Raw genomic sequence first — 17,089 nt, forward strand, 5'->3', positions numbered from 1 at the left:
CCCTGGTTGTCGTCATCGGCAGGAATTGCGATGAGTGGTGAGGTTCCCGTGTCGCGGTCGGGTGATCGTGCGGGTGGTTACGGTCTTGTCCCTGGTTCTTATGGCCTTGTCCCTGGTTCTTATGGTCTGGTGCCGTGTTCTCGGTCGTCTGGGCCGGGTGTGCCGTCTGACGGGGGTGCCCGGGTGGTGCGGCCTGGCCCGCGGGGTGGTGGGGCGCGGCGGGTGGTTGCGGGCCGGGTGTCCGGGCCGGGTGTCGTGCCTGCCGGGGGTGAGGCTGGTGGGAGCTCGGAGTGGTGGGAGAGGCTGGCGGCGGGGTTGCGGGGCTGGCGGGGGTTCGGGGTGCTGGTCAGGCTCCAGGTGGTGGGGGTGTGGGTGGCGTTGCCGGTGGTGGTTGTGGCTGTGGTGGTCAGCTCAGAGCTGCGGGTGAGCCTGGGGGCGTGGGTGGGGGCGGTGTGGGTGGTCGCCGCCTGGTTCTGGATGGCTCGCCTCAAGACGGTGGAGTGCTGGGTGTTTTTCGGACTGTGTGTTTCGGTGTGTCAGGCCGCTTGTCTGCGGCCTAGGTGCTCGCCTTCGACCTCGTTGGGGGTGCGGTAGCCGAGGGTCGAGTGGAGACGTGTCTGATTGTATGTCAGCTCAATCCATGAGGCAATGTCGCTCACTGCCTTCCTACGTGTAGGGTACACCATGCGGTGGACCCTCTCGTTCTTAAGAGTCGCGTTGAATGACTCCGCCCAGGCATTGTCCCAGCACACCCCGGTGCGCCCGACGGACAGCCGTATGCCATACTTCCTCAGGTGGTCGGAGAACTGCTGAGAGGTGTACTGGCTGCCTCTGTCGGAGTGGAATATGGTTACCCCTCTCTTGTGGGGGCACCTGCGTACCGCCATGTCGATAGCGTCACAGACCAGGTCGGTGCGCATGTGGTCGGCCATCGCGTAACCGACTACCTTCCTCGTGCAGCAGTCCAGCACCGTTGCGAGATACACGAACCCAGCCCACGTGCGGATACAGGTGATGTCACCTACCCATTTGATTCCGGGTTTCTCGGCCGTGAAGTCACGGCGCACGAGATCGGGACGCTCGCCCAGGTCACGGGCCGGGACGGTGGTACGGACCTTCCGGCGCGGTTGCGCGGCTCTCAGGCCCTGGGCGCGCATGACCGCACGCACAGTGTCCTGGCAGGTTGACACGCCTTGACGTCGCAGGGCTGCCGCGATGCGCCGGTACCCGTAGGCGCCGTGGGAGGCCTCAAACTCGGCCCGCACAAGAACCGCCAGCTCCTCCCGTCTCCTGATACGACTCGACTCAGCCCGCTCGCGCCAGGAGTAGTACCCGGACCTGGACACCCCGGCCCAGCGGCACATGGAGGCAACAGGGTATCTGCCTTCCTCGCGGTTGATGAGCTTGTACTTGTCGCTCACCGCTGTTCCTGCGCGAAGAAGGCCGCCGCTTTTTTCAGGAACTCGTTCTCCTGGCGCAGCTCGCAGTTCTCCGCCCTGAGCCTGGCTATCTGCGCGGACTCTGCGACTGCTTCACTTTCCTCCTGGCTGGAGTGCTCCTTCCTGTACCTCGCGACCCAGTTCCCCACCGTCTGGGGAACCAGGTCGTAGGAGGCCGCGACCGACGCGATCGTCCGGTCCTTCTCGACGACCTCACGCACAACCTGCGCCTTGAACTCGTCCGAGTACTTCGCCCTTGACATGGCTCCATCCTATCGAATCAGAAGAGAGACGAAAATCTCCCCTGTCCGAGAAACGCCACTCACCCCAGGATGCCGTGGTCGGTGGTGGTGGGGTGGGTGTGTGCTCGTGTGGTGGAGGTGGCGGGGGTCGAGGTCAATGACACGGCGGCCTCCTTGGTGGTGGCGGGGGTGGTTGAGGAGCTGGGCAAGCTCGTGCCTCTGGCGCTGCTGGCGCTTGTGGCTCCGGGGCGGGTGCGCCGCCTGCTGGTGTGTGACTGGCTGGTCCTGGGTCTGGCTGCTGGTGCGGCCTTCATGGCTGTGGAGGAGGTGGCGCGGCGGGCGGTCTTTCTCAGTGGTTCGCTGGGTCCGGGGGGCTTGTTCCAGGAGATGATGTGCCTGGGGCGGCAGTCCGACTGGCTGGAGTGCATGGGGATGACCTCCTTCGGCCTGTCGCCCTTGTCCGGGGACGCGGTGGCTGCGTTGCCTTACGGGGGGCACGCGGTGGTGACCGGGCTGGTGGCGGTCGGTGTCGGGGTCGCGCGTCACGGGTGGTGGAGGGCGGGGTTTGTGCGCGGGGTGCTGGCGCGGGGTGCTGGCGCGGGGTGTGGTGCGTCTCGTGGTGCCGGTGGTGCCGGTGCTGGGTCTGTGGGTGGTGGTGGTTGACCACATGGGGCGCAATGCCTCGACGGAGTTCGAGGCGTGGGCGGCGACCGGGGGTGGTGCTCCGTGGCCGGTGGTCGGGGTCACGAGCGTGCTGACCGGTGGTGGTGTCGGGCGGGGCTGGCTGCTGGTGGTGGCGTTGGTGGTCGGTGCGGTGCTTGACGCCCGGGTGCTGGAGGCCGGTGGTTACGGTGACCGGTTGTACGAGGACGTGGAGGTCTACCGGGGGCGTCCTGGTGGTGGGGTGGTGGGGGCGTGGCGGTGGCGCGTCCTGGCGGGGCTGCCCGTGACCGGGTGGGGGCGGTTGCTGGCTGACGTGGTGGACGTCCTTGTGCTGCCGGTGCTGGAGTGGCGTCTGGTGTGGCGGGCCGCGGCGGTGGGTAGGGTGTTCAGGCGGGTGAGCGTGCCGGTGGCCACGACCGTGGGCTTGCGTGAGGTGCGTGGTCGGGCGGCGCGGGCGGTGCTGGACCCCGCTGGCGGGGGGCGGTGGGCGACGACGGTGGTGGTGGTGTGCTCGGTCGTGGCTGGGGCGGGTGTGCTGGTGGCGGTGCCGGGGTGGACGCGGGAGCTGGTCCGACGGCTCGGTGAGCCGGTGTGGCAGGGGTGGTTGGCCGGGATCCTGGAGCTCGTGGGTGGCGTGTGGGACGGGTTGTCTCCGGTGGAGCAGGGTCTTGTCATGCTGGTGGCCGGCGCGCTGGTGGTGCTCTCGGGCGGGACGCTGGGGCTGGCCTTCAACGTCGGCATGGGGCTGGCGCTGCTGGGGCGGGCCGATGAGGCTGCTGGGTTCGTGCGTGACCCGCGGGGCACGGTGCGTGGTTACCTGGCCACGCACACCCCCGGACAGATCGCGTTGGACGCGGGCTTGTTCGTCGCCACCGAGGTCGCTGGTGGGGTGATTGGGCGCACCGCGGGGCTGGCGGCCAGGCACGCGCGCAGTGAGCTGTTGGAGTCCAGCCTGTGGCGCGGTGAGCCGGCCACCGCCCTGGGCAGGCGGCCTGTGTACGCCGGGCCCGACCCCCGACGACCCAGCGGACCGCACCAGGACGGTGGGACGGTCTACCGCACAAGCACCGGCGCGGCAGAACCCGCTGACGCTCCCAGGCCCCGCCCGGCACCGGACTGGAACGACCCCGCAGTCCGCCAGCAGTGGTACAACGGGCTCGAGACGCGAACGACAGCACCTAACAGCGAGCCAATACGATACCAGCACCGGGTCCTGGGAACCGACATCGAGCGCGAGCTGATCGCCGACAACGGCAAGACTGTCTTCGCCGACGACGTCTCCCCGGACGGGTCCATCTACGTCGCCCGAGACGCGAAGTACACGGCCGGCGGACCGAACGCCATGTACGAAGGAAGAGCCCCAGAGTTCATCATGCGCCAGGAGTTCGACCGAGAAATGTGGCGGTACGAGGAAGTGATTCACTCGCAAGGAAATCCTGTCGGCCGGCTCGTGCTCGTCACGAACACGCCGGAGGCGCAGGCCTACCTGTCGGCCAGGCTCGCGGCGATCCTTGCCCCCGATACCCCCTTCGATGTTATGCTCGTGCCCTGAGCGATGGAAGGAGTAGTGCGGTGGGAGTCAATCATATGGTTCTTGTTCCCGACCCGGATCAGGTGATCTTCGACGCCAACACTTTTATCAAGGAGGCGCAGGTGAGATGGCCCGGCTGCCGCGTCTTTGTGGATGATCCGAGCAAGGCTATCTCGGACGCCAGCGTGCGTGTCGACTCTGCTGATGATCCAACTTTTATGATTGATCATTTTCCTGAGTGCCGCTCGCTAGTGACAGACGGTACTCTCTCCCAGGTGGCGGAGGTGGCGGTGTGGGTGCGTGAGGTCCACCCGGATCCGGGGCTTGTCCTGTGGTTGATCGACGGGGCGTTCACCGCGCATGTCGTGCTCCACCCGGGGATCACGGTCGATGAGATCCGCGCGGGCTGGGTGGATCATCGTGAGCACGACCCCTACGAGGAGTTCCCCCAGTACTTCGCCGCCTGGAAGACGTGGTGAATCACCGGGTCAGGTGTGTCCGGTTCACCCCCTGAGCGACGGAAGGAGAAGCGCTGTGGGAGTGCGTTATATGGTTCTTGTTCCCGATCCGGATCAGATGATCTTCGATGCCAATACCTTTATCAATGAGGCGCAGGTGAAGTGGCCCGGCTGTCACTTCTACGTAGAGGATCCGAGCAAGCACATCTCCGATGCCGGCGTGCGTGTCGATCCTGGCGAGGATCCGCCATTCACCATCGCTCATTTTCCTGATCGTCGCATGCTGTCGATCGATGGGAATCCCTTCAATAGTGCGAAGGTGGCGGTGTGGGTGCGTGAGCTCTACCCTGATCCCGATCTCGTCCTGTGGTTCATTGACGATGCGTTCGCCGCGCATGTCGTGCTCCACCCGGGGATCACGACAGATGAGATCCACGCGGGCTGGGTGGATCATCGTGAGCACGACCCCTACGAGGAGTTCCCCCAGTACTTCGGCGACTGGTAGGAGAGCTGGCCGCCCGACAGGCCCGGCGTTCCTGTGGCCGAGACTCGTCCGGTTTGTCCTCTGAGCGATGAAAGGATCAGTGCAATGGGTGTGCGTTATATGGTTCTTGTTCCCGATCCGAACCAGGTGATCTTTGACGCAGACACCTTTGTCAAGGAGGCGCAGGTGAGGTGGCCCGGCTGCCGCGTCTTTGTGGATGATCCGAGCAAGGCTATCTCGGACGCCAGCGTGCGTGTCGACTCCGCTGATGATCCGACTTTTATGGTCATTCATTTTCCTGATTGTCGTGCACTGACGACCGATGGTCTTCCATATCAGGCGGCGGAGGTGGCGGTGTGGGTGCGCGAGGTCCATCCTGATCCGGGGCTCGTCCTGTGGTTGATTGATAATGGCTTCGCCGCGCATGTCGTGCTCCACCCGGGGATCACGACAGATGAGATCCACGCGGGCTGGGTGGATCATCGTGAACACAACCCCTACGAGGAGTTCCCCCAGTACTTCGGCGACTGGTAGGAGAATCGGCCGCCCGACGCACCCTGGGCCGCGCCTGTCGGGGATTCGTCCCCTAAGGGCGGGGGGTGCCCCCATCAAGGACGGGAGGAGTGTCGCTGTGGGGATACGTTACATGGTTCTTGTTCCCGACCCGGATCAGGTGATCTTCGATGCCGATACCTTTATCAAGGAGGCGCAGGTGAGGTGGCCCGGCTGTCACTTCTACGTAGAGGATCCGAGCAAGTACATCTCCGATGCCGGCGTGGAGGTCGACCCCGGTGACGATCCACCTTTTATGATCTATCATTTTCCTCATCGTCGTGCCCTGACGATGGATGCTAGTCCGTTCAAGGCGGCGGAAGTGGCGATGTGGGTGCGTGAGCTCTACCCTGATCCCGATCTCGTCCTGTGGTTGATTGATAATGGCTTCACCGCGCACGTCGTGCTCCATCCGGGGATCACGGTCGATGAGATCCACGCGGGCTGGGTGGATCATCGCGAGCACGACCCCTACGAGGAGTTCCCCCGGTACTTCCCCATGAAGTAAGACCATATCGACCGGCACTTGCACCATGTCGACGCCGCGAGCCCTTCAGGGAGACTGAATGCATCTCAGGCATTTCGTCGGTCGGCGTGAGAACCGTTCGCACCGGGGGTGTGAGCCTCGGCGCTCACGGCGGTGCGGGCTTGCGCCGAGGCTCTGCGCAGGTCTCAATAGTCCTCATGACGGACACGACATCCTCCCCCTCGCGCGCCCGGACCCTGCCGACAGGCACCTCCCCGGTCATCACGGTCATCGAGCCCGAGGCCTACGCTCCCCTGGGCAGGCTCGGCGAGTGGCTCTTCGCCGAGGGCGCCGTCCTGAGCATCGTGCGCCTGTGGCAGGGCGACCCCGTCCCGACCCTCGACGCGCTCGGAGACGGCCTTGTCGTCCTCGGCGGCGCGATGAGCGCCCACGACGACCTCGACCACCCCTGGCTCGTCGAGCTGCGCGCCCTGCTGCGTCAGGTCGTCGACGCCGAGCTCCCCGCCGTCGTCATCTGCCTCGGCGCACAGATCGCCGCCGAGGCCCTCGGCGGCGCGACCGCCGTCCCCTCACCCCACGGAGCCGAGGGAGGCATCGTCGAGCTCCACCTCACGCCGGCCGCTGCCGAGGACCCGCTGCTGGGCGAGGTCGTCGACGAGGCCGTGCGCGCCGCGGTGCGTGCGGGCATCCCCACCCAGGACGGTACCCGTCTGCCCGTCATCGTCTCCCACGACGACGGCGTCGTCCGCCTCCCCCAGGAGGCCACCCTGCTCGCCTCCTCCGAGGGCGCCCCCGTCCAGGCGTGGCGTGCGGGCAGGCTCCTCGCGCTCCAGCACCACCCCGAGTCCACCCCGACCCGCATCGAGTACTGGCAGGCCCGTTCGGCCGCACGCCGCATGGGCGTCGTCGCCGGGGAGGAGGCCGCCGAGGCGCTGCCCGCCGAGGCACTGCCCGCCGAGGCGGTCGCGGTCGGTGAGCGAGCGCGGGCCCAGGCCGAGCAGGTCGAGCCGGTCATCCAGGCCTTCGGCCGGACCCTGGCGCGCGTCCTCGTGCGCAGCGCCCGCGCATACCAGGTCTCCGGCGGCCGCTGAGCGCGCCCGGGCGCCTCGCAGCCCGACAGAACACTCCCGACCACTCCCCGCGAACACCGCGAAACCCCGCGGCACTCCGGGGCCCTCCACGACCCTCTGCGACGCCTCCCGACCCCGCGGCGCGGGCCTCCTCAGGACGGGGCTCCTCAGAAGCGGCCGCGCCGCCCCGAGGCCCCGCGTGCCGAGGAGGAGCGTCCCGACGCGGTGCGGCGCGGACTCGGCGTCGACACGCGGGGGGAGGGGCGCGACGGACGGTAGGTGCTTCGGTGCGACGAGGAGCGGTGTCCGCTCGAGGGGCCGTCGAACAACCCGCCCCAGGACGACCCTGATCCCATCGAGGCCAGCGAGTTGTCCCGGATCGCCTCGTCAGCCACCGCCCTGGCCCGACGCGCGCAGGCCAACGCGTCGCTCGCGATGGCCAGGGCCATCGTCGTGTCCTGCTCCCGATGCGCCTGAACCTGCAGGGCCGCCGCCTTGTCGAGCAGAGCCCGGGGCTGGGCGCCCACGACAGCGCGGTTGACCGTGATGAAGGAGTGGACCTCCGGGATGGTGCGCCCGAGCTCGGCCATGCGCCCCTCGAGCCGCCTGCGGTTGAGCGCCTCCTGGCGGACGCGCTCCCGGGACTCGCGGGCAGGAGCCAGCACCTCGTCCAGGCGGGTCTCCGCCTCCGACAGGTGGGACAAGGCGGTCTCAGGATCGCGTCGTCGCGTCTCGAGGTCGTTGACGGCCTGCTGGGCCCGGGACACCGCCTCCTCGACCGCCCTGGGGTCGAAGCCCTCGTCGTCACGCAGGTCCTCGATGTCGGCCAGGTCCTCGTTGATGAGACCGTCGAGAGCCGCCATCTCGCGGTCGATCTCATCGAGTCGCTGCGGCAGGGAGGTGGCCTGCGCCCTGAGCTCAGCGACCTGGGCGAGCGCCCCCTGCGCCAGGCGAAGGTGCTGGACCGCCGTGCCGCGCGACCCGGCGGCCACCGCCTCGCGCGCCTTGCCCACGGCGCCCTCGACGACGGCGAGGAGCTCGGTGGCCTGGTCCAGCCCCGCACGGCCCGAGGCCACGGCGGCATCGGAGCGGGCGGTGGCCAGCACCGCCAGCTGGTCACGGGCGACTCCGATCGCGGCGCGGGCCTCCTGGGCGCGGGTCGCCGTGTCGGCGCAGGCCTGCTCCGCCTCCGCCTCGAGCCTCCTCATCGAGGCGAGCTTGTCCGAGCTGTCCTGGACCGCCGCCCGCGCCCGCTCGGCAGAGGACTGCATGACGGCGACGTGGCGCTGGCGCTGCTCAGGAGACAGCAAGGCCGCGCCCGACAGAGCGCGACTCGCCTCGAGCCCGACGCCCACCGCCTCTCGGGCGGCAGCGATGGCCGCGGTGTACTCGTCGGTGGCGGTCAGCCCGAACTGTGCGACGGCGTACTCGAGCTCCTGGGAGGCGGTGAGCACGGCGTTGTCGGCATCGACGAGCGCGCTCAGCGCCGCCCGCTCCCGTGCGGCGAGCTCGGCCTCGGCCCGCCGGGCCGCGCGGCGCCTGCGCCGGTGCGCCCACAGCACGCCGCCACCGACGCCCCCGGCGACCAGCGTCGCGCCGCCGCCCAAGATGATGACCCCGGTGCGCAGCGCGCGCTCGGAGGCGGTGGCCAGGGCGTGACCAGCGGCGGTCACCGCGCCGTCCCAGTCGTCAGCACGCAGCTCGGGCAGCATCGCCTCCTCGACCGCGTCGAGGTAGGAGTCCAGGACGTCACCGCCCTCGGCCCGCATGAGCGTGTAGTCCCGCGTCTCAGGCTGGATGACGACAAGCAGGTCGGTGTCACCGAGGTAGGAGTCGACGAACAGGTTGTGCGACCACCACTCGATCTCAGGGGAGGGGACCTCGGTGGTCGTGACCACCCACAGCCCGTAGCCCGCCGCGGCAGCCTCCTCGACGGCCGCCTGAGCCGAGGCCGCGTCGAGGATCCCGGCGTCGTCGGTCACGTGGTCGCTCAAGGGGGCCGTCACCTCCACGGCCGGGGAGGTCCGTCCCGGTGTGCCGGGCGCGGCCAGGACCGGGGTGACGGTGCCGGAGCCGGCCGGGGTGCTGGCCCCGGCGCCGGCGGGAAGGAGGAGAAGGACGAGCGCGCAGACGGCGGTCACCAGGACGATGACGCGGCGCAGCGGGAAGGGCGTGGCCATGGCGTCATCCTGTCGGCCACCGGGGACGGCGGCAAGCGGCCCGCCGGGGTCGGGACGGACAGTACTCCCCGTTACTCCCCGCTACTCCTCGTTACGCCCCGTTCTCACGTGCACGGCGCCGCAGGGCCGCTCACCGGGGCGAGTACCCCGGGAGGTCCTGGGCGTCGACGATGCTGTAGCCGTAGCCCTGCTCGGCCAGGAAGCGCTGACGGTGGGCGGCGTAGTCCTGGTCGAGGGTGTCGCGTGCGACCACCGTGTAGAAGTGCGCCTGCCGCCCGTCGGACTTCGGGCGCATGATCCGCCCCAGGCGCTGAGCCTCCTCCTGACGTGACCCGAAGGCGCCTGAGACCTGGACCGCCACCGAGGCGCCCGGCAGGTCGATCGAGAAGTTGGCGACCTTGGACACGACGAGCACCTCGACCTGCCCCGCCCGGAAGGCGTCGTAGAGCCGCTGGCGCTCGCGCACCGTCATCGAGCCCGTGATGAGCGGGGCGTCCAGACGCTCGGCGAGCTCGGTCAGCTGGTCGACGTACTGGCCGATGACGAGGGCCGGCTCCCCGGGGTGGCGGGCCAGGACCGTCTCGACCACGCCCGCCTTGGCGGGGGTCGTCGACGCCAGGCGGTAGCGCTCCTCGGGCTCGGCGGTCGCGTAGGCCATGCGCTCGCCCTCGGTCAGGGTGAGGCGGACCTCGGTGCACTGTGCCGGGGCGATCCACCCCTGGGACTCCAGGTCCTTCCACGGGGCGTCGTAGCGCTTGGGCCCGATGAGGCTGAACACCTCGTCCTCACGCCCGTCCTCGCGCACGAGCGTGGCCGTCAGCCCCAGACGACGGCGCGCCTGGAGGTCAGCGGTCATGCGGAACACCGGCGCGGGCAGGAGGTGGACCTCGTCGTAGACGATGAGCCCCCAGTCGTGGGCGTCGAGCAGGTCGAGGTGGGGGAAGACCCCTTTGCGCTTGGTGGTCAGCACCTGGTAGGTGGCGATCGTGACCGGGCGGACCTCCTTGCGTGCCCCCGAGTATTCCCCGATCTCGTCAGCGGTCAGGGTCGTGAAGCGCATGAGCTCGTCCTTCCACTGCCGGGCCGAGACGGCGTTGGTGACCAGAATGAGCGTCGTCGTCGCGCTGCGGGCCATGCACGCCGCGCCGACGAGGGTCTTGCCCGCCCCGCAGGGCAGGACGACGACCCCCGACCCGCCGGCCCAGAAGGCGTCAACCGCCTGACGCTGGTAGGGGCGCAGGGCGAAGGCCCCGGGGACGGAGGCCGCGGCCTCGGCCGGGGCCTCGCGCAGGGCGATGGGGTGGGCCTCGCCGTCGACGTAGCCCGCCAGGTCCTCGGCGGGCCAGCCCAGCTTGATGAGCACCTGCTTGAGGTGGCCCCGCTCGGAGGGGTGGACGACGACGTCGGCCGGCCCCAGCCGCTGCCCGAGCAGACCGGTCGTGCGTCGCGAGCGCACGACCTCCTCGAGGACGGCCACGTCGAGCGCGTGCAGGACCAGGCCGTGGGCGGGGTCGGCCAGGAGCTGGAGCCGCCCGTAGCGGTCCATCGTCTCAGCGGTCTCGGTGAGCAGCGAGTGCGGCACCGGGAAGCGCGAGTAGGTCAGGAGCGTGTGGACGACCGTCTCGGCGTCGAGGCCGGCCGCACGGGCGTTCCACAGGGCCAGCGGCGTGATCCGGTAGGTGTGCATGTGCTCCGGGGCGCGCTCGAGCTCGGCGAAGGGGGCGATGGCACGGCGGGCCTCGTCGGCCCCCGGGTGCGCGACCTCGAGCAGGACCGTCCTGTCACCCTGCACGATAAGCGGGCCGTCAGGAGGCGTCGAGGGCGGTGGGGTACTCGGACCAGGCATGCAGTGCAGTATCGCAGGAGCGCGCGCGCACGCCACCCCGCGTCGCCGAACCAGCCCCGTGCGGGGCCGGCTTCGCCCCCGGTGCCCGAGACGGTAGATTCGTCAGGATGAGTCAGAAGGACCCAGGCAGGGGTGATGCCCGCGTGCCCGCGGCCGACGTCGCACAGCTGGCCGCCCACCTGGCGGCCCTGCCCGATGAGGCGGTCGTGGCCCTCCTGGCGGCCCGCCCCGACCTCGCCTCACCTCCGTCAGCCTCCTTCACCGCGCTCGCGGCCCGGGCGGGGGCGCGTCCGAGCGTCGAGGCGGCGCTCGCCGGGCTCGACGCCGTCGAGCTGGCCGTGGCCGAGGCCGTCCTGGCGCTGGGCAGCAGGCAGGCCCCGGAGCTGGCCACGGCCCTGGGCGTCGAGGAGCACGACGCCGCCCGCTCCCTGGCCCGGCTGGAGGACCTCGCCCTGCTCATCGGCGCCGGGCCGGTCCAGGGCCTCGTCGACGCCGTGGGGCCCTACCCCCTGGGCCTGGGGCCCTCGGCCTGCCCGCCGCCCCAGACCCTGCCCGAGCCCCTGCCCGAGACCCTGCAGGATCCCGGCTCGACCCCGGTACAGGCAGGATCGCTGTCCCCCGAGGCCCAGGCGATGCTCGCCGCCCTGGCATGGGGCCCGCCCGTGGGCACCGTGCGAGCGGGCGGCCGGTCGGCAGGGGTCGACGAGCTCCTGGCCCGCGGGTGGCTCGTGCCGGCGGGCACGGGGGCGGGACCGGGGCAGAACGCGGGACCGGGGCAGGGCGCTGCCCGAGGAGCCGGCCCGCGCGCGCAGCAGCCCGCCGCCGACCGCACCCGCCTCGTCATGCCGCGCGAGGTGTCCCTCGCCCTGCGCGGAGGTCGCCTGACCCGCGAGCCCCTCACCCCGCCCGACCCGGCGGCCCTCGCGCTGGTCGACCCCGGCTCCCTGGCCTCGGAGTCGACGCGCGCGGCCGAGGAGCTCGTCCGGCTCGCCGCCGCCCTGCTCGCCGAGTGGGGGCGCGAGGGCGCTCCCGTCCTGCGCGCCGGGGGCGTGGGCGTGCGCTCCCTGGCCCGCACCGCCGAGGCCCTCGACCTCGAGCCCGGCGCCACCGCGACACTCATCGAGATGGTGGCCGGTGCCGGGCTGCTGGGCCTGGACGAGGCCGGCACCGCCTGGGTCCCCTCGACCGAGGCGGCCTCCTGGACCGAGGCCGGCACCCCCGAGCGCTGGGCACGTCTGGCCGCGGCGTGGCCGGCCTCGGCGCGCACCCCGTGGCTCGTCGGCTCCCGCTCCGACAACGGTGCGCTGCGGCCCGTGCTGGGCGACGACGTCGAGGCGGCCTGGGCCCGCAGCCTGCGCCACCGGGTCCTCGTGCTCCTCGCGCAGCTGGAGCAGGGGCGCGCCGCGACCCCGACCTGGGTGCGTGCCGCGCTGAGGGCAGCGCGGCCGCGCCGTCCGGTTCCGTCAGGCGCCGTCACCGCGGTCCTGGCCGAGGCGGCGATGCTCGGCCTGACCGGCTCGGGGGCACTGAGCCGTGCGGGTCGGGTGCTCGCCGAGGCCGCCTCCGGCGCGGGACGCCACGACACGACCCGGGGCCCCGTCCCCGGGCAGGAGGAGGCGGACGCCGCGGGACTGCTCCTGTCGCTCGAGGCCGCCCTGGCGGCCGACCTGCCCGCCCCCGTGGACACCCTCCTCATCCAGTCCGACCTCACCGCGATCGTGCCGGGACGGCCGGGCACCGCACTGGCGGCCCTCCTCGAGCGCAGCGCCCAGGTGGAGTCCCGTGGCGGGGCGCTGACCGTGCGCTTCACCCCCGACTCGGTGCGCGCCGCCCTCGACTCCGGGGTCGGCGCCCCCGAGCTGGTCCGCGCCCTGGAGCGCTTCAGCCCCACCGGCCTGCCCGACGCCCTGACCGTCCTCATCGACGACGCCGCCCGGCGCCACGGCTCGGTACGGGTGCGTGAGGTGTCCACCGTGCTGCGAGTCCCCGATCCGGCCGTGGCCGCGGCCCTCGTCGGCGACCCGCGGGTCGCCGAGCTGAGGCTGGTCGAGCTCGCACCGGGCGTCGTGGTCTCCTGCGTCCCGGCCGCCAGGGTCCTGCGCACGCTGCGTGGCGCAGGACTGGCACCCGTCCTGGAGGACGCCGAGGGACGCAGGCTCCTGAGCCCCGACGGCGGTGCCGGGCGCCAGACGGCGCCGCCGCCGACCCGACCCGGCAACGAGCACTCCGTGCGCCGCCCTCGCCCGGGCGGGCGCGAGCTCGCCGGCCTCGTCGCGCGCCTGCGCTCCGGCCAGGACGAGCAGGACACGCAGGGCGACCCCGCCCCGGCCACGGACCCCGTCCACGCCCTGGCCCTGCTCCGTCAGGCCCAGTCGTCCCGGTCGCGTCTGCGCCTGAGGATCGTCGGGCACGACGGAGCGGTGCAGGACCGGTCGGTGCGGGTCCTCGCCGTCGAGCCGGACAGGGTGAGGCTGGCCGACGTCCTGCGCCAGACCGAGCTGACGGTCGCGGTCCACCGGATCGTGTCGGTCGAGCAGGCCTGACCCGCGCAGGGGCCCGGGCCCGTCGGGCGTGTCGTCGACGGCCCCTGGCCCCGCAGGACGCGACCGGGACCTGGGTACGGGTGTGCGGGGCCCGGGGGATGTAGGCTTCCGTGGCCGGCCCCACCAGCCGGTCCGCTCTCCTGGGAGTCTCTGATGAGCAATGACCTTGACACACCTGCCCCTCGGGACGACGAGACCGAGGACTACCCGTGGCAGTACGGTGCCGCGATCCGCCAGGCCTACTGGGAGCAGGTCGGCACGACCTCGGACATGGCCTTCTTCGGCCCGACCAACGGGCCGGCCTCCCCCTGGCCGGGCCAGGCCGAGAACTACGCCCCCGTGTGGACGCAGGACTCCACGATCATCACCACCGACGGCATGTCCTCGCCGTGGTCGGACACCGGAGGCGACCCCGGCGAGGGCCTCGAGTACTACATCGACTCCCCGCGCCTCAAGGGCGCCGGGCTCGAGGACCTGCAGGCATCGTGGGAGCTCGAGCTGCTCATCCGAGTCGTGTCGACCTACGCCGGGCAGGGCTACCGGCCCACCTTCGACCACCACGGCTGCCTGACGCTGCGGGTGCCGGAGGTCGACGTGCCCGCCGACTGGCTCGACGACGAGGGCCACCTGTGCCTCCTGCTCGGGGCGCCTGCGGGCCTGCGGAGCGACTACGTCGAGATGTACTCCGACCCTCAGGCGGTGCGCCTCGTCGCGCTCACCCCGCTGCGGCCCGAGGAGATCGACTGGGTCGTCAGCGAGGGTCACCGGAGCGTGGCGGGCCAGGTGCTGGCCGACTCGGAGTACCGCAACCAGGTCCGCCTGGACCGGCCCAGCCTGCTCGAGCCCATGAAGGCGGCTGCCTCCGCACCCGGTGCGCAGCACCCGGAGCAACAGCCTCCAGCACAGGCGCCTGAGCCGGCGCCGGAGTCCGGGCTGACGCCGGAGCCCGAGCCGGCGCCGGAGTCCGGGCTGACGCCGGAGCCCGAGCCGAGGCCGGAGCCCGCCGGGCTGCCCCTTTCCGCCTCACGACCCGCCTCGGCGCCCACGCCCGTGGAGGCCCCGACGGCACCGGAGCCCGAACCGTCCTCCCCGGGACAACCCGAACCGGCCTCCCCGGGGCAAACCGGGCCCTCGCCCGAGCAGGTGCCGGCTGAGGCACGGCCAGATGAGGCCCCGCCGTCCGCGGTCCTGCCGGTCGCTCCCGTCGAGGAGCTGCCCTGGGACCTGGCCTGGGTGGACTCCCGGATCGAGGAGCACCTGCGCGAGGAGGCGGGCCTGGCCCCGCTGGGCGTGGGCCTGCCGGTCACCGACGAGCACCTCGAGCGCTTCGCCGGGGTGCTGCCTGACTCGGTGCTCCACGTGTGGCGGCGCTTCGGCTTCGAGGGCTTCGGCCAGGGCCGCACGTGGGTCACCGACCCGCTGCGGTGGGCACCGGTGGTCGAGGCGTGGCTCGACGGCGTCGACCTGCCCTTCGACGACCAGGGCTGGTGGTGCCTGACCCGCACCGCGCTGGGCGGGATGGCCCTGTGGGGCGAGGTCTCCGGCCCGGTGCTCGAGATCGACCCCCTCAGCGCCGTCGTGAGGGTGCACCCTCCCGCGGCCCAGCACATGGGCAGCCGGGTCATGCGCGAGCGCATGGGCGCCCTGCTCCTAGTCGACCCGATGGAGGACTTCTACGAGGACGAGGACTCCGAGCGGGACCTCATCGACGTCGCCGTCGAGGTGCTCGGTCCCGTGGGCCCGGACGAGGTCTACGGGGTGACACCCCCGGGAGCGCCGATGACCCGCGTGGAGGTGGCGGCCCTGTCCGTCCAGGACGCCGCCGAGCACCTCATCGACCGGGCGCGCTCGGTCGAGCGCAGGCTCGAGGCCGACGGGCTGCGTGCCGCGGCGCTCCGCCCTCCCGCCCCGAGCGAGGAGCAGCCCGAGGACCAGCCCGCCCAGGAGGGGCCCACGGCGCCCGAGGCTCACGACGAGAGCGGATCGGCCTGAGGACCGGCCTGTTCCAGACAGGTGAACGGCCTGACATACGGGCCCCCTACACTGGGCGGGTGAACAACGCAGCGACCCACTCGTCGACCGCGGCCACGACGGCCGTCCCGCCCACCGCGCCGGCCGTCGAGCGGGCGGGCGCCCTGCCGACCCCCGCCGCGCAGGCCGCGGCGGCCAAGGACCGGACCCTGACCTCCCCGGCGGTCCTGGCGGCGGCGCGCTCGGCGCTGGAGTGCCTCACCGAGCCGGACGCGGTCGGCGAGCACGTCGCGGCGAGCCTCGACGCCGAGCGCACCGTCACCCACCTCTTCGACTGCACCCTGGCCGGATACCGCGGATGGCGGTGGGCCGTGACCGTGGCCCGGCCGCCGCGCGGCCGCTCGGCCACCATCTGCGAGATGGAGCTCCTGCCCGGCGAGGACGCGCTCCTCGCGCCCGCCTGGATCCCCTGGGCCGACCGTCTCCAGCCCGGTGACGTCTCCCGCTCCGACCGGCTGCCCCGACGCGAGACCGACGAGCGGCTCGAGCCGGGCTGGGAGGCCACGGGCGACGAGGAGGGCGACACGGTCGCCCTCGACGAGCTCGACCTCGGCCGCGCCCGGGTCCTGAGCGCCGAGGGCGTCAGCCGCGCCGCCCAGCGCTGGTACGACGGCGACCACGGCCCGGACGCCGAGGGCGTCCGCAAGGCCCACGCGACGTGCTCGACCTGCGGCTTCTTCATCCGCATGGCAGGACCCCTGCGCCGCGTCTTCGGCATCTGCGCCAACGAGTGGGCCGCCGACGACGGCAGGGTCGTGTCCCTCGATCACGGCTGCGGCGCCCACTCCGAGACCGACCTGCCCGACCAGGGCCCCGAGTGGCCGGTCGTCCCCTCGCGCCTCGACGAGGAGGCCATGGAGCCCCTGGGCACCGACGGCGCCTCGATCCGCGGTGACGCCGACGCCGGCCGGCCCGCCCCCCGGCAGGAGGCGGACCCCGACGCCCCGGCCCGGTCGACCGGGAGCCGGGAGCCTGACGAGCCCGCCGAGGCCGCGAGGGCCGCGGACGGAGCCGGGCAGCCGCGTCCGCGCCCCGGCGACCCCGGCGACCCTGCCGAGGCAGACGACCAGGCGCCGGGCCCGGCCACCGGGCCGGCAGAGGCCGCCGAGCCGAGGACCGACGGTGCCGCAGCCCCAGCCCCTGGAGCGCAGCCCGCCGTCGAGGAGCCCGACGCGCCGACCGCCTCCGCCCAGGACGCCGGCGAGCAGACCCCGGAGCCGTCGGGCAGCGACGCCGCACAGGACACCGGCTCGAGCGCCGCGGGGTCGGAGACCGACCCCTCCGCCTCGGGCTCGGCCGAGGACCGGGCGGCGGCCGCCCGTGACGCGGTGGCCGACCTGGCCGCCGAGCTCGGCGAGCACCAGCCCGCGCGCCCCGCCACCGAGCGCGTCACCTCCGAGGGCATCACCCTGGCCGAGCTCGAGGCCCACCTGCCCGACCACCGCTGAGGAGGGACCCCGCCCGACGGGAGGCGCCCGCAGGCGCTCGCACCCCGGTCGACAGCGCCTCCCAGGCCACGGTCGTGTCACAGTAGGGCCCAGGCGTAGCCCGGCTGCCCATCGT

13 protein-coding genes are annotated in these 17,089 nt (G+C 72.1%); 10 read left to right on the forward strand and 3 right to left on the reverse strand.

Annotation, left to right across the window (positions count from 1 at the left end; all coding sequences use genetic code 11):
* Positions 1 to 536: 536 nt before the first annotated feature.
* Positions 537 to 1,702, reverse strand: a protein-coding gene (locus tag EL245_RS10250) for an IS3 family transposase (protein ID WP_126383045.1) whose coding sequence is annotated in 2 segments (ribosomal slippage) — positions 537 to 1,456 and positions 1,456 to 1,702 — 1,167 coding nt in all. Because the reading frame shifts where the segments join, the coding sequence is not laid out codon by codon here.
* A gap of 117 nt (positions 1,703 to 1,819) precedes the next feature.
* On the opposite strand from EL245_RS10250, the gene EL245_RS10255 reads away from it, so the two are divergent.
* The 7 genes from EL245_RS10255 (at position 1,820) to EL245_RS10285 (ending at position 6,947) form a co-directional block, all read left to right on the forward strand.
* A complete protein-coding gene (locus EL245_RS10255) occupies positions 1,820 to 2,344 on the forward strand; it encodes a PrsW family glutamic-type intramembrane protease (RefSeq protein WP_197719406.1) in 525 nt (174 codons plus the stop codon).
* A gap of 4 nt (positions 2,345 to 2,348) precedes the next feature.
* Complete coding sequence (locus EL245_RS10260; RefSeq protein WP_161512786.1) at positions 2,349 to 3,896, forward strand: hypothetical protein; 1,548 nt, start codon at positions 2,349 to 2,351, stop codon at positions 3,894 to 3,896.
* 35 nt (positions 3,897 to 3,931) lie between these two features.
* On the forward strand, positions 3,932 to 4,354 hold the full coding sequence (locus EL245_RS10265; protein WP_126383048.1) for a hypothetical protein: 423 nt from the start codon (positions 3,932 to 3,934) through the stop codon (positions 4,352 to 4,354).
* A gap of 70 nt (positions 4,355 to 4,424) precedes the next feature.
* On the forward strand, positions 4,425 to 4,838 hold the full coding sequence (locus EL245_RS10270; protein WP_126383049.1) for a hypothetical protein: 414 nt from the start codon (positions 4,425 to 4,427) through the stop codon (positions 4,836 to 4,838).
* A gap of 84 nt (positions 4,839 to 4,922) precedes the next feature.
* Positions 4,923 to 5,351, forward strand: coding sequence for a hypothetical protein (locus tag EL245_RS10275; protein WP_126383050.1), 429 nt, complete (start codon positions 4,923 to 4,925; stop codon positions 5,349 to 5,351).
* Between the two features lie 112 nt (positions 5,352 to 5,463).
* On the forward strand, positions 5,464 to 5,877 hold the full coding sequence (locus EL245_RS10280; RefSeq protein ID WP_126383051.1) for a hypothetical protein: 414 nt from the start codon (positions 5,464 to 5,466) through the stop codon (positions 5,875 to 5,877).
* A 176-nt stretch (positions 5,878 to 6,053) separates the two neighbouring features.
* Complete coding sequence (locus tag EL245_RS10285; RefSeq protein ID WP_126383052.1) at positions 6,054 to 6,947, forward strand: type 1 glutamine amidotransferase; 894 nt, start codon at positions 6,054 to 6,056, stop codon at positions 6,945 to 6,947.
* 146 nt (positions 6,948 to 7,093) lie between these two features.
* On the opposite strand, the gene EL245_RS10290 is transcribed toward EL245_RS10285, so the two are convergent.
* Positions 7,094 to 9,106, reverse strand: coding sequence for a TPM domain-containing protein (locus tag EL245_RS10290; protein WP_126383053.1), 2,013 nt, complete (start codon positions 9,104 to 9,106; stop codon positions 7,094 to 7,096).
* Positions 9,107 to 9,236: 130 nt separating this feature from the next.
* Complete coding sequence (locus EL245_RS10295; RefSeq protein WP_126383054.1) at positions 9,237 to 10,952, reverse strand: DNA repair helicase XPB; 1,716 nt, start codon at positions 10,950 to 10,952, stop codon at positions 9,237 to 9,239.
* A gap of 107 nt (positions 10,953 to 11,059) precedes the next feature.
* Between EL245_RS10295 and EL245_RS10300 the strand changes: the two genes are divergently transcribed.
* From EL245_RS10300 to EL245_RS10310, 3 genes are all read left to right on the forward strand, one after another.
* Positions 11,060 to 13,495 carry a helicase-associated domain-containing protein gene (locus tag EL245_RS10300; protein WP_126383055.1) on the forward strand — a complete coding sequence of 812 codons (2,436 nt, stop codon included), beginning with the start codon at positions 11,060 to 11,062 and terminating at the stop codon, positions 13,493 to 13,495.
* Positions 13,496 to 13,648: 153 nt separating this feature from the next.
* Positions 13,649 to 15,487, forward strand: coding sequence for a GAD-like domain-containing protein (locus EL245_RS10305; RefSeq protein WP_126383056.1), 1,839 nt, complete (start codon positions 13,649 to 13,651; stop codon positions 15,485 to 15,487).
* A gap of 59 nt (positions 15,488 to 15,546) precedes the next feature.
* Entirely contained in the window at positions 15,547 to 16,974 is a 1,428-nt protein-coding gene (locus tag EL245_RS10310) for a DUF3027 domain-containing protein (protein ID WP_232009723.1), read from the forward strand.
* Positions 16,975 to 17,089 lie beyond the last annotated feature (115 nt).

This window comes from Actinomyces howellii (assembly GCF_900637165.1).
In the GTDB taxonomy this organism is placed as follows: domain Bacteria; phylum Actinomycetota; class Actinomycetes; order Actinomycetales; family Actinomycetaceae; genus Actinomyces; species Actinomyces howellii.